Source organism: Pseudomonas lactucae, assembly GCF_036688725.1.
GTDB lineage: Bacteria > Pseudomonadota > Gammaproteobacteria > Pseudomonadales > Pseudomonadaceae > Aquipseudomonas > Aquipseudomonas lactucae.
This window is the reverse complement of the sequence record NZ_JAQQPT010000017.1, coordinates 47,495-63,671: the sequence shown is the minus strand read 5'-3', so window position 1 is coordinate 63,671 and position 16,177 is coordinate 47,495. Positions and strand designations below refer to the sequence as shown.

Annotated in this window: 11 protein-coding genes; 5 read left to right on the top strand and 6 right to left on the bottom strand. The window is 60.5% G+C overall.

The genetic code is table 11. The features are described from left to right. The first annotated feature begins 153 nt into the window (after positions 1 to 153). Together V6M90_RS19855 and V6M90_RS19850 are read left to right on the top strand one after the other, a co-directional pair. Positions 154 to 1,803 (top strand): VRR-NUC domain-containing protein, encoded by a 1,650-nt coding sequence (locus V6M90_RS19855; RefSeq protein ID WP_003174003.1) that lies wholly within the window; start codon positions 154 to 156, stop codon positions 1,801 to 1,803. Beyond that, a complete protein-coding gene (locus V6M90_RS19850) occupies positions 1,800 to 4,052 on the top strand; it encodes an ATP-dependent DNA helicase (RefSeq protein WP_332847003.1) in 2,253 nt (750 codons plus the stop codon). The genes V6M90_RS19855 and V6M90_RS19850 overlap by 4 nt, the downstream gene beginning before the upstream one ends. Positions 4,053 to 4,132: 80 nt before the next feature. On the opposite strand, the gene V6M90_RS19845 is transcribed toward V6M90_RS19850, so the two are convergent. Both V6M90_RS19845 and V6M90_RS19840 read right to left on the bottom strand, forming a co-directional pair. Beyond that, complete coding sequence (locus V6M90_RS19845) at positions 4,133 to 5,083, bottom strand: alpha-E domain-containing protein (RefSeq protein WP_003174001.1); 951 nt, start codon at positions 5,081 to 5,083, stop codon at positions 4,133 to 4,135. 3 nt (positions 5,084 to 5,086) lie between these two features. After that, positions 5,087 to 6,496 carry a circularly permuted type 2 ATP-grasp protein gene (locus V6M90_RS19840; RefSeq protein ID WP_332847002.1) on the bottom strand — a complete coding sequence of 470 codons (1,410 nt, stop codon included), beginning with the start codon at positions 6,494 to 6,496 and terminating at the stop codon, positions 5,087 to 5,089. A 447-nt stretch (positions 6,497 to 6,943) separates the two neighbouring features. Between V6M90_RS19840 and V6M90_RS19835 the strand changes: the two genes are divergently transcribed. From V6M90_RS19835 to V6M90_RS19825, 3 genes are all read left to right on the top strand, one after another. Next, entirely contained in the window at positions 6,944 to 7,489 is a 546-nt protein-coding gene (locus V6M90_RS19835) for a hypothetical protein (protein ID WP_141064696.1), read from the top strand. A gap of 68 nt (positions 7,490 to 7,557) precedes the next feature. Further along, complete coding sequence (locus tag V6M90_RS19830) at positions 7,558 to 7,770, top strand: hypothetical protein (RefSeq protein WP_003173998.1); 213 nt, start codon at positions 7,558 to 7,560, stop codon at positions 7,768 to 7,770. Positions 7,771 to 7,781: 11 nt separating this feature from the next. Then, positions 7,782 to 7,916: a hypothetical protein gene (locus tag V6M90_RS19825; RefSeq protein WP_003173997.1), complete on the top strand. Its 135-nt coding sequence runs from the start codon at positions 7,782 to 7,784 to the stop codon at positions 7,914 to 7,916. 47 nt (positions 7,917 to 7,963) lie between these two features. Here the strand turns inward: V6M90_RS19825 and V6M90_RS19820 are convergent, their stop codons facing one another. The 4 genes from V6M90_RS19820 to V6M90_RS19805 form a co-directional block, all read right to left on the bottom strand. After that, entirely contained in the window at positions 7,964 to 12,940 is a 4,977-nt protein-coding gene (locus V6M90_RS19820) for a glycosyltransferase family 32 protein (protein ID WP_332847001.1), read from the bottom strand. A gap of 218 nt (positions 12,941 to 13,158) precedes the next feature. Further along, positions 13,159 to 14,400, bottom strand: a complete 1,242-nt coding sequence (locus tag V6M90_RS19815) for an EAL domain-containing response regulator (RefSeq protein WP_332847000.1) — start codon at positions 14,398 to 14,400, stop codon at positions 13,159 to 13,161. A gap of 9 nt (positions 14,401 to 14,409) precedes the next feature. Then, positions 14,410 to 14,793, bottom strand: a complete 384-nt coding sequence (locus V6M90_RS19810; RefSeq protein WP_332846999.1) for a response regulator — start codon at positions 14,791 to 14,793, stop codon at positions 14,410 to 14,412. Beyond that, positions 14,778 to 16,124, bottom strand: coding sequence for a sensor histidine kinase (locus V6M90_RS19805; RefSeq protein ID WP_332846998.1), 1,347 nt, complete (start codon positions 16,122 to 16,124; stop codon positions 14,778 to 14,780). The genes V6M90_RS19810 and V6M90_RS19805 overlap by 16 nt, the downstream gene beginning before the upstream one ends. Between the last annotated feature and the right edge of the window lie 53 nt (positions 16,125 to 16,177).

Here is a 16,177-nt window from a genome sequence, read left to right as displayed (position 1 = left end):
AAAGGCGGCGGGGTATAAATGTTACGCCATCGACTCCACTATCTGATCACTTTTATACAAAAAGTTGCGTGCGCCATTTATCTATTACCGATTGCAACACGGCATTGGCAACGGCACTCTGTATGCATAACCAGTATTTGATCAGCGCGCACCATGGCCAACCCCCTCGAAGATCCGCTCTATTACCTGCATAACTTCCGCCAGGTCCTGCATTGGCTGGGGGAGCGCTATGCCGATCTGCTCGATCCTGATGAACAGCATTTCATTCAGCAATTTGACAGGTTGCCGCAGGCATCCCAGGCGCTGTTGGTGCGCATGGTGATGCGCAAGGGCGTGCATTTTCGCGCGGGTAAGCTCAACTATGTCGAGATCGGTTGTACCCATGCCGCCGCCGCGCCGCTGCTGGCACTGGGCTGGGTCGATGACCAACCGCTACTGGACGTCGCAGAACTGTTCGCACTGCTGCAAAAAGCCGAAATCCTGAGCGCCTTCGCGCCTTGGATTGACCAGCCAAGAGCCAGGAAAGTCGATTGGCTGGAAGGGTTGTCGCTGCAGTTCACCGACCGCCGCCGCTTTGCCCACTGGTGCCCCGGGCTTGCCGATACGCTGTACAGCCTCACCGTGATGGAGTTGTGCGAGCGCCTGCGCTTGATGTTTTTTGGCAACCTGCACCAGGACTGGTCCGAGTTCGTGCTGGCCGACCTTGGCATCTACACCTATGAAAAAGTCCAGTTCTGCGCCGAGTCCCGTGGCCTGCGCAGCCGTGACGATGTGCACGGCTATCTGTTCCTGCAGCAGTGCCAGCGCGCCTTTGAAAGCGGTACGGCGTTGGAAGAGGTGCTCGCCGACATTGCAACCCTGGGCACTGACAACCCCTGGCTGGAGAAACGCCGCGCCAAGCTGTTGTTCCAGATCGGCCAGTCTTGCGAGCGCAGCGCCGAACTGGCTCTGGCGCAGCAGATCTACCGCACCTGTGCCTACCCCGGCGCGCGCTCGCGACTGATCCGCGTGCTGGAGCGCCAAGCCGACTACGTCCAGGCCATGGCCCTGGCGAGCGCCGCGCAACAGGCACCGGAAAGTGCGGCGGAACACCAACACCTGTTGCGTGTAATACCGCGCCTGCAACGCAAATTGGGCGGGCCTGCCGTCCCCAGGAGCAAGCCTCGCGAAGTCACGCGCCTGGACCTGGAGCTGGCGCTACCCGAGCCGTTGATGTCGGTGGAGTATTGCGTGCAGGCCCACCTGAGCGAACCCGATGCGCCGGTGCATTACGTCGAGAACGGGCTGATCAATTCGCTGTTCGGCCTGCTGTGCTGGGACGTGATCTTCGCACCGTTGCCGGGCTCGTTTTTCCACCCGTTCCAGCGCGGTCCGGCGGACCTGCACAGCGAAGACTTCCAGCATCGCCGCGCGCCGCTGTTCGCCGCGTGTTTCGAGCAACTGTGCGATGACCGTTATAAAACCAGCATCCGCCGGCGCTACACGGAGAAATGGGGGATCCAGTCACCGTTCGTGTTCTGGAACCTGCTCAGCGAGGAGCTACTGGAACAGGCGCTGGAATGTCTGCCCGCCGCGCACCTGCGCTGCTGGTTCGAGCGCCTGCTGCTGGATATTCGCGCCAACCGCGCCGGCATGCCGGACTTGATCCAGTTCTGGCCGGCGCAAAAGACCTACCGCATGATCGAGGTCAAGGGCCCTGGCGATCGCCTGCAAGACAACCAACTGCGTTGGCTGGAGTTCTGCGCGCAGTACCAGATGCCGGTCACCGTCTGCTACGTGCGCTGGGCGGAGCAACCCGCTTGAGCTACAGCGTGGCCGTGCGGGCGCTGTGTGAGTTCACGGCCAAGGTCGGTGACCTGGACCTGCGCTTTACCCCGTCGCCCAGTGCCCAGGAAGGGATTGTCGGGCACCGCACCGTGGCGTCGAGGCGCAGCGCGCACTACCAGAATGAAGTGGCCCTTGAGGGCGAGTACCAGCAACTCAACGTGCGGGGCCGGGCCGATGGCTATGACCCGGACGCCAATCGTCTGGAAGAGGTGAAAACCTATCGTGGCGACCTCGATGCCCAACCCGCCAACCATCGGCAATTGCATTGGGCCCAGGTCAAGGTGTACGGCTGGCTGATGTGCCAGAAACTCGGACTCGCGCAAATCGATCTGGCGCTGGTGTACTTCGATATCGTCGGCGAAGGGGAGACGCTGCTCAACCAGCGCTGCCGGGCGGACGAGCTGCAAGCCTTCTTCAACACGCAGTGTGCGCTGTTTCTACGCTGGGCCGACCAGGAGATGGCGCACCGCGCCGCGCGCAACCGTGCGGCGCAAAGCCTGGCGTTCCCGCATGCCGATTTTCGTCCCGGCCAGCGCGCGTTGGCCGAGTCGGTGTACAAGGCCGCCAGTACCGGCCGTTGCCTGATGGCCCAGGCGCCTACCGGCATTGGCAAGACCATCGGCACAATCTTCCCGCTGATCAAGGCCCTGGCCCCCCAGCAACTCGACAAAATCCTTTTTCTCACGGCCAAGACCCCAGGTCGCAAACTCGCCCTCGATGCGGCCCGGGTGCTGCACGCCGGCGAGTTGCCGTTGCGCGTACTGGAACTGGTCGCCCGCGATAAAGCCTGCGAGCACCTGGATAAAGCCTGTCACGGCGAGTCCTGCCCGTTGGCCAAGGGTTTCTACGACCGTCTGCCGGCCGCGCGCGAGGCCGCCGCCCAAGTTCGCCTGCTGGACCAGCGTACGCTGCGCGAGGTCGCCCTGGCACACAGCGTCTGCCCGTATTACCTGAGCCAGGAAATGGCGCGCTGGGCCGATCTGGTGGTCGCCGACTACAACTACTATTTCGACTTCGGTGCCCTGTTGTTCGGCCTGGGCCAGCTCAACGGCTGGCGTGCTGCGGTGCTGGTGGACGAAGCCCACAACCTGGTGGAGCGGGCGCGCGCCATGTACAGCGCCAGTCTCGACCAGTACAGCCTCAAGACCCTGCGCGATACGGCGCCCGAACCGCTGAAAAAACCCTTGCAACGCCTGAACCGTGAATGGAATGCGTTGCACAAGGACCAGATCGCGCCGTATCAAGCCTACGCCGCCAGGCCCGAAAAGCTGGTGCAGGCCCTGAGCCTGTGCACCAGCGCCATGGGCGACTATTTCAACGATCACCCCGAATCACTCAGCGGCGAGCTGCAAGCGTTCTACTTCGAGGCCCTGCAGTTTGCGAAGGTTGCCGAGTTGTTCAACGAACACTTTATCTTCGATATCAGCAAGCGTCAGCTCAATGCCAGACGCAGCAGCTCCACCCTGTGCCTGCGTAACGTGGTGCCCGCCGAGTTCATCCGCCCCCGGCTCACCGCCGCCCGCAGCAGCGTGCTGTTTTCGGCCACGTTGAGCCCACGCCACTATTATGCGGATTTGCTCGGCTTGCCCGCTGACACAGCCTGGATCGATGTGGAATCACCGTTCAAGGCCGAACAACTGCAGGTGCGTATCATCGACCGGATCTCCACCCGGTTTGTGCACCGCCAGGCATCACTGGCGCCGATCGTCGAGCTGATTGCGCGCCAGTTCGCGCAACGACCGGGTAATTACCTGGCGTTTTTTTCCAGCTTCGATTACCTGCAGCACGTGGCGCAGTTGCTGGTCGAACGACACCCGCAGATCCCGCTGTGGCAGCAATCGCGGGGCATGGCCGAAGCCGAGCGCCAGGCGTTTCTCGACCAGTTCACCGAACACAGCCTGGGCATCGGCTTTGCCGTGCTCGGCGGCGCGTTCGGCGAGGGCATCGACTTGCCCGGCGCGCGCTTGATCGGTGCGTTTGTCGCCACCTTGGGCCTGCCGCAACTGAACCCGGTCAATGAACACATGAAGGCGCGCATGGGCGCGATCTTCGGCGCCGGTTATGACTACACCTATTTGTATCCCGGCATTCAGAAAGTCGTGCAGGCAGCGGGGAGGGTGATCCGCAGTCAGCAGGACCAGGGAGTGGTGCTGTTGATCGATGACCGGTTTGGCGAGGCGCGGGTACGTCAATTGTTGCCGAAGTGGTGGTCAATCGATAGTTGAGAGGGACGGCGCTCCAAATGTGGGAGGGAGCAAGTCGAATCGTCGCACCGCCCCTCCCACAGTTTTTATCGGTGGGGTGCTTAGACCACCTCCAGATAAGAGCTGTGAATCGACCGCGCCAACTCACGCACGGTGTCGATAAAGTCCGTCAGGCGGGCATGCAGGCCGTCCTCCAGAATTTCGTCGATCCCCGTGTAGCGCAGGCGCGCTTCAAATTCCGCTGCGAGGCGTTGCGCGGTGCGCCCATAACTGCCGGGCAGGTCGGCGAGGATATGGCTCAGTTCCTCGATACAGGCATGCAACGAGCGCGGCACGTCGCTGCGCAACAGCAGCAGCTCCGATACCGACCGTGCATTCAGCGCATTCGGGTACAGCTCGGTGTACGCCTCGAACGATGACAATGCCCGCAGCAGGGCGCTCCACTGGTAATAACCGCGTGCCGACAAATCGCTGACTTCTTCCGATTCCTCGCCGAACATTTCGTAGCGCGCATCCAGCAGGCGCAAGGTGTTGTCGGCACGCTCGACAAAAGTGCCCAGGCGAATGAACCGATAGGCGTCATTGCGCATAATGGTGCCCGAGGTCGCGCCACGGAACAGGTGCGAACGCTGCTTGACCCAGTCACAGAAGTGGCTGATGCCATGCCGTGCCAGGCCGCCGGCGGCGATGCTGCGCATTTCCAGCCAGGTGGCGTTGAGGTTTTCCCACATATCGGCGGTGATACGCCCGCGTACCGCGTGGGCATTGCCGCGGGCGGCGCGCAGGCAGTTGTAGATGCTCGCGGGGTTTTCTTCGTCGAGGGCGAAGAAGTGCAGCATGCGTTCGGCATCCAGCGTCTGGTGGCGTTCGAGGTAGCTGTCCAGGGTGCCGCTGCTGAGCAGCGACATGGCCAGTTCATCGAGGCCGTCGGTATGCCCGGCCTGGGGCATCAACGACAGCGAGTAACTGACTTCCAGCATGCGCGCCAGGTTCTCGGCGCGTTCCAGGTAGCGGGACATCCAGTACAGATCTGCGGCGGTTCTACTCAACATGATTCAGCCCTCCACCACCCAGGTGTCCTTGGTTCCGCCGCCTTGCGACGAGTTGACGATCAATGAGCCTTCACGCAGGGCCACCCGCGTCAGGCCACCCGGCACCAGGCGCGTTTCCTTGCCCGACAGCACGAAGGGACGCAGGTCGATATGCCGGGGGGCGATGCCGTTCTCGACAAAAGTAGGGCAGGTGGACAGGCTCAGGGTCGGTTGGGCGATATACGCATCGGGACGGGCCTTGATGCGCTGGCGGAAGTCTTCGATCTCGGCGGCGCTGGCGGCAGGGCCCACCAGCATGCCGTAGCCACCGGAGCCCTGGGTTTCCTTGACGACCAGTTCCGGCAGGTGGGCCAGCACGTGGGACAGCTCATCGGGCTTGCGGCACTGGAAGGTCGGTACGTTTTGCAGGATAGGTTCTTCGTCCAGGTAGAAGCGGATCATTTCCGGCACATAGGGGTAGATCGACTTGTCATCCGCTACGCCGGTGCCGATGGCATTGGCCAGCACCACGTTACCCGCACAGTAAGCCGCCACCAGGCCGGGCGCACCGAGCATCGAGTCGGGGTTGAACGCCTGCGGGTCGAGGAAGGCGTCGTCAATGCGCCGGTAGATCACATCCACGGCCTTGGGGCCGTCGGTGGTGCGCATGAACACCTTGAGGTCGTGCACGAACAGGTCGGCGCCTTCGACCAGTTCCACGCCCATTTCCCGGGCCAGGAACGCGTGTTCGAAGAACGCACTGTTGAAACGCCCAGGGGTCAGCACCACCACGTTGGGGTTGTCCAGGCGGCTGGAGCTTTTCAGGGTCTTGAGCAGCAGGTTGGGGTAGTGGTCCACCGGCGCGATGCGCTGCTTGGCGAACACTTCGGGGAACAGGCGCATCATCATCTTGCGGTCTTCGAGCATGTAGCTCACGCCGCTGGGGGTGCGCAGGTTGTCTTCGAGTACGTAGTAGGTGCCATCGCCGTCGCGCACCAGGTCGACGCCGGAAATATGCGAGTAGATGCCGCGATGCAGGTCCAGGCCCACCATGGCCTTCTGGTAACCCTCGTTGCCCAGCACCTGATCCGCCGGAATGATGCCGGCCTTGATGATGCGCTGGTCGTGGTAGATGTCGGCAAGGAACATGTTCAACGCGTTGACCCGCTGGATACAACCGCGTTCGATCACGCTCCATTCACTGGCGGGGATGCTGCGGGGAATGATGTCGAAGGGGATCAGGCGCTCGGTGTCCTGCTCGTCGCCATAGAGGGTGAAGGTGATCCCGGCGCGGTGAAACAGCAGATCGGCTTCGCGGCGACGCTGGGCCAGCAGTTCCGGCGGCGTATTGGCCAGCCAGCGGGAGAATTCCTGATAGTGCGCACGGCATACGCCCTGTGCGTCATTCATTTCATCAAAGAAAGATCGAGCCATTCCAGTACCTTGTCAGTGCCCAGTGTTACGCGGATGGCACTGCCGCTTAAAAAAACGCATGTTTTTATGAGCCCGTGGCTATGGGTGCCAACAGACCTGGTCCTTACTTTCTTATGGGGTCGGCTCTGGGTCGGGGGGTAACGAATGCTCCTTTATTCGGGCAGATGAATGGTTTAAGCAATGCCTGTGCCGAAACCGCTCTGGCCTGACGATTACCTTGTGGTGAGCGGGCTTGTAGTGAGCAGGCTTGCCCCGCGCCGGGCCGCGCAGCTGCCCCAAAAACGGGAGCGCTACGCACTCCAGCACGGGGCAAGCCCGCTCACTACAGGTCGTGTCGCTCATCCCCACAATAAGGCAGGGCGCGCACAGCTTTGGTGCACCAACAAACTTGAACTTCACCTACCCCTGATTCTTCTAAACAGTTTCGCCACTGTGTGGAGCATCGCTGTGCCCAGAATCATCGCCCCCGATACCCCAGAAGCGGTCCTGACCGATCACAGCGAACACAATGCCAAGATTTTCGGCTCGCCCAAGGACCGCCTGGACTTCTACCGCCGCGAGATCCAGTACGAAACCTCGATCCTGGCCAACCGCACCGACGCCTACCTGACGGCGCAGTCATTCCTGGTGATCGCTTTTGTGTCCGGCATGGGCAACGTCAACCCGGAGTGGGGCAAGTTGTTCACGCTGGTGGTGCCGATGTTCCTGGCACTGCTGGGCATTCTCAGCTCACTCAATGCCTGGCCGGGTATCCGCGCGGCCTACGAAATCATCGACCACTGGCACTACAAGCAAAGCGAACTGCTGCGCAGCGAGCCGGTGATGGGCATGGCCTATGACGAGTCGCCGTTGTTCTCGGAAGTGGAGTCGTCCCACAAGGGCTATCGCAAGTCACTGCTGTTCTCGATGCGCGCGCCGTGGTTGTTCATGGTGTTCTGGTTGCTGCTGGGGATCTATGCGTTCTACATCCAGATCGATAACCCCATCCGATGATCCATCGCATGGAACTTCAACCTGCGTCGCAGCGCCTTAACTTTACCCAGCACAGGCAGAGGTGCACCATGAGCACAGATAACGATCCACAAGTGAGTAACCGTAACGACCCGGCCATCGACGGCTCGCAGCCGACTCCCGGCACTGCCGCCGATGCACCGAAAGACCCCAGGCCCGCCAGCGATCCCAAGGCCAGGGACAACGACTACAGCCCTGACTTCAAGCCTGAGCCCGAGCACAAGCCTGAAACCGATGCCGATATCGATACCCAGGGCGGTTAGAGGAACAGGTCATGTCAACAGAACCGGATGAAGAGCCCAACGACCCTGGCAATGAAGACCCAGGCTCGTTGATGGACGAGGCACAAGTGCCGCTGATCGATCCAGAGGACGCGGCCGAGGGAGGCGATCCCCACCCGTCCGGCTAACCCGCAACCGTGGCGGCCGCCCCGGTTGCGGCTTCAACCTGGCGCGATCAGGTCTGGGCCCAGGAATGATCAGCGCCTACTTGAACCCTGAATTTGTATCTCAGCGGGAAATAATGTTCCTTCATCCGTTTTATCTGATTATCCAGCAGGTCTGGAGGAACAATGCCTTGGCTTGTGTAATGGTCGAGCACGTCGTCTTTAATGTTGACGATCGGACCCGAAGATACAAGTTGGCCATCGACCAATTTCGAGTCTTTGGCAACACCATCCAGTCCAAAGTCATACATGTCGGGCTTTTTCAGCTTAAGCCTGTCATTGAATAAGTTAGGCCCTACGGTATCGAATATCTTTCGTTCATAGGCGTTGAATTCAGGGGTGTATTGCAGCTTGCCGTCGGCGCCTCGACTGATGTTGGGGCGTGTGGTGGGGAAGGTCGCCTTGTTGGTGGTAAAGCGTTTGTGCATTTCGCCGATGATATCGTCGATCACTGGATTGCCAGGCCGAGTTGCAAAGTTGCTGGTGTTATAGAAGGGTTTGTAGTCAGTCAGACTGTGCACGACCGCAGCGCCAAGCAGGACATCGTCAGCACTGGCTTGTAAGGCAACATCATCGACTTTTGCCGCAATCAAATCATCGGTGTCGAGATAGATGCCGCCGTGTTTATTCATGATCGGGTAACGGGCTACATCCGAAGCGGCGGCCAGGTTTTTCGTGGGTCCGTTGCGAAAATAATCATACATTCCGCCTTTTTTCAGGGTTTTGAAGACCTCCTCCTCCTGCAGATTCATGACCGTCAGGCCAGGGGCTCTTTTTTGCAGATCGTCTTTTATCTTTTGCAGGATCTCCGGCGAATCGGCATCCACGTGAATAATCGATTTGTAGCCTGGCGTCTGGCTGGCATTTCTGGTCATGTTCTCGATCAGGTGCGAGGGAATTTCACGACCCGCCCAAAAGTAATGCAATGCTTTGGGGAGTGGTTTTACGTCGTTGGGGATTTTCAGCGCAATCGAGGGGGTAATGTCTACAAAGCGGTAATGATGGGCGTCCAGTATCTTGGCCTTTTTAAGTTCTTCGAGCGTCCCGCGTTGCCATTCGACCTTATCTTTGCCGGTTCTCCAGAAATAGGTGCGGGGGGCATCATCGGCACCGCTGGCAACTTTGCTGTCTGTCCACGCGCCGGCCAGACTATTGAACCTGACGTCTTGGTCCGTGCCCTTATAGTTGAGCGTAAAGGGCGCGGACGCGTTTCCCGTAACCTTGATGTCGTCCATCGGCACGACATGGGTCGTGTCTCCGAGCCGCCACCGGATGGGCGTTGAGCTTGCGCCGCCGAGCAAGCGCGGAGTCCGAGCGGCGGGTTCCCACCCCAGGGCGCCCAGGTCTCTGACAGGGATATCAACACCCGTGCCTGCTGGATGCAGGATGACGCGTTGACCCTCCTTCAACTGGGACTCATAAAGCATCCCATCGACTTTCACGTATTCTTTTTTACTGCGACCCACATAGATATTGCCCTGCAGGCCCTTGGGACTCAGCTGGTCAGGCGCAATGTATTTAGCCTCGTACCCCAGAAGCGTGGCATCCACCGGCCTTAACTCACCGCTGGCCGCTACATGGGTGGGGCTGAAATCTTTCAGTGGCGGGCCAAACGCCCGTTTTTTCAGGGTGTCGTATTGATGCCAATTGCCCTGAAACATCACGGCGTTACCCGTGACCGTCTCCTGCCCGACCTTGAACGTACCGGTTGCCGCCAGACCGTGTTGCTGGCTGGCCGCCTGGGCCGGATTGGCACTGCCGATGCCTTGCAGGCCCTCGGCGCCGCGCACGCCGGGCGTATCGGCGACGAAGTGTTCCAGCGGTTTGCCGTAGGCCTGCTTCGTCTGAAGATCAAAGGCGTACCACTTGCCCCTGGCCTCATCGTACTGGGCCAGGACTTTGCCGCTGTGCGCGCTATTGACCGCCTTGAAAGTACCTTCTGCGATATCGGGTCGCTGGGCCAATTCCAGCAAATTGACATTCCGATAAGATCCGCGCAGTTGTTTGACCCCTTTGTAGGCTGCTCCCGCGACTGAGCGCACACCCCTGGCAACGCCACGAACCAGGTCATCCACTCCGCTCAATGGGTTAAGCGCGCCTACCGTTGCCCGGCCAACCACCTTGCCGACCTGGCCAATCTTTGAAAGCACCGAGGTGCCCGCGAATGCGCCTTTCGCGCCTTTTGCCGCAGCACCGAGGCCGACCGCGAAACCAAAGATATCGAAAGCCAGGTCAACGACGCCGTCTAACACCTTGCCATTTTTGAAGTTCTGGATGGCGGACCTGAGCGGTATCAGGTTGAGCGCAATCTGTTCAACGATCTTGTACGTCGGCAGTTCGGTATCGAAGGTTGTCGCGCCCTGGGCGTACTTTTTCACCGCAGGCAGTTGCATATCGTCGATCACCGTATCAACGATGTACTGGGTTCTGGCACTGCTGAAGCTATTGGGCACGCCCGATGCGCCCGTGTTTTCCCGAGTGATCCCGGCAGGGTGCTCGCCTGCGGGTTTCACCCGGTCGTAGCGCTTGCCTGGGGACGGATACAAACCGTCTCTTGGAGAGCGCTCCTTATACGTTGCGTCCGGCCGCCGGGTGATCGTGCCCTTCAAACGATCGATTTCATACGTCATGACGTTGCCGTTGCGCTCGGTTTCAACCAGCAGAACGCCCTCTGCCGCTCGACGGTCATCCCGGTGGTATTCGATTTCCTTGCGGATGGTTATTTTGCCGAACTCCAGGTTCTTGCGGTCTTCCATCGGCAGTCGGGAAACAAGGTATTTGAGGTGTGCCGCGGTCGTTTTCTTGACGGCGCCGGCGTAGTTCGTGAAGGCCTCATCAAAGATTTTTTGCGGTCGCGGCAAGTGTTTGATCGCTGCCAGTACTTCGTTGACAGGGATTGCATCAGTGCTTGAGACCCATGTCCCGGGCTTCCCGTCAGGCGGTATGTTGACTTGCCCAAGCGTGATCCCTTTTACAAATCCGCGACCCCATGTGCCCCAGTCATCCGCCGAGTCGGGTGCTTGATGCAGTCCGCGACCGTCTATGAACAGATCCAGAATCGAGTAAGGCCCAGGATAAAACCGGTTGGAGGGCTGCGAACGGATGACGTTTTTTTCGAACAGTTGCGGGTCCATGTCCGGCAGCGCTTTTTTCAACTGTTCGAGAGCGATAGTGCGGGTCATCGGCAGTTCAATGTCGGGTGTTGCAGCAGCTTCGGCGAGTTCTTTGACCTGCGTATCGAACGCCTGACGCACGTCGGCCACCTGCTTATCGGTCGTTGGGTAGCCCATACCCGCGGCGGTGCCCCAGTTCTTGATCGCCTGGTTCTGGGCGGCATATTCAACCTGGCGTTCTTCATCGCTGATGGGGGCGATGCTGGCCTGGAGCATGACTTGCGCATAACTCATCGTCGCCGTCGCCCCAGGGGCTTTCGCTTCGATGCGTGCGACCGCCGTGGCAAAGCTGACCCAGCTGTGGGTGCCCACCGCCACTTGCTCCGGGATGTCCCTGACCAGGAATTCCGGCGCGCGAAGGGCGAGTGCGAGGTGAGCGCGTACCGCTGCGATTTCCGGGGACGCGGCACTGCCGGTCGCCAACAGATAACCCTCAATGCCCTTGATTATCGCCGAAGCGGACTTGTTGGCATTGTGCGCGGCGAACAGTTGATAGCCCTCAACATTGGTTTCGCCGCGGTCGTCCGGTGTGGTCCCGACAGTCAACGCCGCCAGCAGCCAGTCGGTGGCACTGCCTTTTACATCCCGAGCCTCGAATGTGTCACGGATGGCCTTGCCCAGCGCCTGGCCTCTGGGCGAGTCGAGCAGGGTGGCGATCAACCGCCGTGGGTTGTGCTGCTTATCAGCAGAGATGGGCCTGCCGTCCAGCAGATACTCGAGCACCTTGCGAAAGGGGCTCAGCGTTATGTCGGCGAATTTCCCCGCGCGTATGGATTTTCTCAACGCTTCCAGGCTGCCTGGGTCAAGCCAGGCCAGCGCGCCAACGAGGTTGCCATGGGTGGGGGACTGAGGTTGCACGGTGGACAGCGCGTTCGCCAGATTCAACAGTTGTTCGCGATCGGTGGGAATGTCCCAGCCACGATCCTGCAGGAACTGCCCAAGGCTGCCCCCGTTCCACTTGTCGTTACTGACGGGGGCATAGGGGACACGGGTATCCTGCGTAATTATCTCCCGCAACGTATCCCGGAGTTTTTCGGAGAAATCGGGGCCATCCTCTGCGGTTGTCGCCAGGTGTCGAAGCAGGTCGATGGCCGTATGGCGATCGTGGATATCGCGCAGCGCCGCTCTATGTTCCTGGAGCGCATTTTCACTGCGCGACCGGACCAACTCGGCGCAGGTGTGTGGATCGAGGGGTTTAAAGCTCCGGTCCCGGCCAGGATCATCCGAACGGTTGCGCGGGGCCGTCGGCTCTTGATAGAACCGCCCGATCAGCCAGGCAGGAACGGGGTTATTCAGACTGTTTGCCGGCGGCTTGAACGGGGCGTGCGGATTGATGACTCGCGCAGCGTGAAGAACCGGCCCGCTGATCGCCGCCCAATGGCTGTCGTCTTGCCCGACGGTGTGGCGCTTTTGTTGCGGGTCAAGGCGGCGCGTCAGCGTGAAGGAGATTTCGCCTGACCGTGGGTCGAGCGTTATCGATGAAGTATCGATGCCTTTATCCCGCAGCCACTGAGCAACATCAGCGGACTGGAAGGCGCTGCGCAACTGTTCCCACCACTGGCCGAACGTGGAGTGTGGCGGTATCGGCCACAGTTCGCGATTCGTTTCGCGATCTCCGCTCGGTGGACTCAGTTGGGCGTGGTACATCGCGCCCAGCTCATGATCACCTTCGGCGCGAGAGGTACTCCGCGTCTCCTCCATTTCTCCTGTGGCCGAGAGGTCGCGCTTTTGCCTGGGCTGCGGCTGCGGGATATGCAACGGTGACATCGGTAAAGGTTGGGAGGGCGCGCGCGTGCCATGGAGAGCGTTGTTCATGATATCTACCACCGTCGTCAGAGGTTCGCTTGAGGCTCATCAGTCCTCGAAGCAGTAACCGTATGTAGTGACGACGACCGGATTGATTCCATGACGATCCGGTTCAGTGGTTGCGTTTTATTGCAAAGTTTAGGAAAACGTCTCTTGTGCCGTCAGGGCGCCGGCCTGATGTCGGCCGACAACCCGCTTGGGCGATTGCTCTTGACCGTCTGAATGTCTCACTGCTGGCGCAACAGCCGCTCCAGGTTGTCCACCGGCAGCGGTCGGCTGAACAGATACCCTTGAATCTGATCGCACCCGGCTTCTTTCAGAAATGCCATCTGGTCCTGGGTCTCTACGCCTTCGGCAACCACGCGCAGTTTCAGGCTGTGGGCCAGTTCGATGATCGTGCGGGTAATCGCCGCGTCCTGGGGGTTGGTGGTGACTTCGCGGATAAACGCGATATCGATCTTGAGCGTGTCGATGGGAAAGCGGCGCAGATACGCCAGGCTTGAATAGCCGGTGCCGAAGTCGTCGATGGCGACCTTCACGCCCCTGGCGCGCAGGCGTTGCAGGCTGGCGATGGTGTGCTGGGTATTTTCCATCAGCGAACCTTCGGTCAGTTCCACCTCCAGGCAATGGGCTTGAACGCCGGTCTGGTCGAGGATCAGCCCGATATCGGCAATCAGGTCGCCCTCGATCAGTTGATGGCCGGAGACGTTGACCGCGACTTCAACCACGCCGATGTCGCACTGCTGCCACCTGGCGATCTGTCGGCAGACCGCCTCGATCACCCAGCGCCCCACGGGCACGATCAGGCCCAGGCTTTCCAACACCGGCACGAACACCGCGGGCGAAACCGCACCGTACCCCGGTCGATCCCAGCGCAGCAAGGCTTCCAGAGCGCAGATGCGTCCGCTGGCCACCTCGACCTTGGGCTGGTAATGCAGCGTGAACTCATCGCGCTCAACGGCCGCGCGCAAGGCGGTTTCCAGATCCTGTCGAGCCAGGTCGTGCACGTTCATACGGGTGGTGTCATCGCGCTGGCGTTGCAGTTGCTGCTCCAGCATTGCGCTGTGTTTTTTCAACTGGTCGCCATGGCTCTTCAGCCGCAGCAAGTTGCGCACCCGCAGCCACAGTTCGATGTGCTCCACCGGCTTGTTGATGAACTCTTCGGCACCGGTGTGCAGGCCGCTGACCCGCGCGCCGGGTTCGTTGAGGGCCGAGAGCATGATGATCGGGATATTCGACGTCGCCGGGTTACTCTTGAGCCGGTTGGCCACCTCAAAGCCGTCCATGCCCGGCATCATGACGTCCAGCAGGATCAGGTCGGGTGGCTGCTGTGCCACCAGTGTCAAGGCTTCTTCCCCGCTACTTGCACTGCGTGTCTGGTAACCCTCGTGTTGCAGCAGGGTTTCCAACAGCTTGCGAGCCTGGGGTTCGTCGTCAACGATCAACAGCGTTGCGGGTGAGCTGGCCATGGAGAAGACTCATACGGGGGGTGTGAGGGTTGGGTTCAGCAGGGTGTCGATCACTTGGTACAGTTCTTTGTAGCGCAGGGGTTTGATCACATACGCGTCACAACCGGCCAGGCGGGTTTTTTCGCGGTCTTCCTTCATCGCCATGGCGGTAAGGGCAATCACCGGAATGTGCGCGGTGTGCGGGTCCTGCTTGAGCAGGCGCGTCGCCGCCAGGCCGTCCATGCCCGGCAGCTGGATGTCCATGAGGATCAACGCTGGTTTCTGCTCGCGTGCCATGGCCAGTCCGGTTTCGGCATCGGCGGCCCACAGCACGCCATGCCCGGCAGTGACCAGCAGCAGGCGCGCCAGGCGCATATTGGCTTCGTTGTCCTCGACGATCAGGATTGTGGCCATACCGCCTCCGTAGGCTTGGCGCGGTGCAGCGGCAGCCACACCACAAAACGTGCACCCAGGCCCTCGCGACTGGCCACGGCCACGCTGCCGCCATGCAGGTCGGTGAGTTGCTTGACCATCGCCAGGCCCAGGCCGGTGCCTTCGAATTTGCGCGCCAGGCTGCTATCGATCTGGCTGAACGCCTTGAACAGCTTGCCCATGTCGTCGGCGGCAATGCCGATGCCGGTGTCGCTCACGCTCAACTCAAGAAAGCGCTGGTGCACGCTGGGCTGCAGGGCGAAGCCATACACGGGCCAGTCACCTGGTACCAGGCCGACCTGGTCGCGATCTACCTCGCACACCGCCAGGTGTACAAAGCCTGCGTGTGCGCTGAACTTCACCGCGTTGGCCAGCAGGTTGTAGACGATCTGTTTGGTCTTGCGCTGGTCGAGCATCAGGGTGCCCAGGTCGCCCTGGCTGTCCAGTTTCAACTGGATACGCTGCTGGGCGGCCTTTTCCCGCACGATCAGCAGGCTGTTGGCCAACAGACCCGCGAGTTCCACCGGTTCCAGCTCCAGGTCCATCATCCCGGCCTCGACCTTGGACAGGTCGAGAATGTCGTTGATCAGCGACAGCAAATGCTGCCCACTGGTGAAGATGTCGCCGATGTATTCACGCTGGGTATCGCTCATGGCGCCCACCAGTCCATCCTTTAACGCCTCGGAAAAACCAATCACCGCGTTCAACGGTGTGCGCAGTTCATGGGACATGGTGGCGAGAAATTCAGACTTCATGCGGCTGGCGTGTTCCAGCTCCAGGTTCTTTTCCTCCAGCGCGCGTTCAAAGCGTTTGCGCTGGGCCTCTTCCTGTTTTCGCGCGGTGTTGTCGGTGCCAATCAACAGATACCCGATGATCATATCGCTGCGGTTGCGCAACGCCGTCACCGAGACTATGGCCGACAGGCGACTGCCATCCTGGCGGATATAGGTCAGCTCGTAAATGTCCTCAATCCCACGTGAGGCCTTGAATACCAGGGCTTCAAAGCCGGGAGTGATGGGGGTGTCCAGCTCCAGGCTCAGGGCGGCGGCGCGGATGATCAGCTCGGCGGGGTCAGAAATGTCGGCGGGGGTGATGCGGTTGACCACATCGGCGGCGGCATAGCCGAGCATGCGTTCGGCACCGACGTTGAAGATCTGGATCACGCCTTTTTCGTCGGTGGCGATGCTGGAGAAATACGCGCTGTTGAAAATCGCATCTTGCAGCGCACCGGCCTTGAGCAGGGTTCTCTGGCGCTTGAACTCAACGAGCTTTTCGGCCCGCGATTGCGGCAGGGAGGGGGGCGTCGTGTCCATCGCTTGAGCATTCCATGATTGTGAGGCCCGCCATCGGCAATCGGCGATGGCGC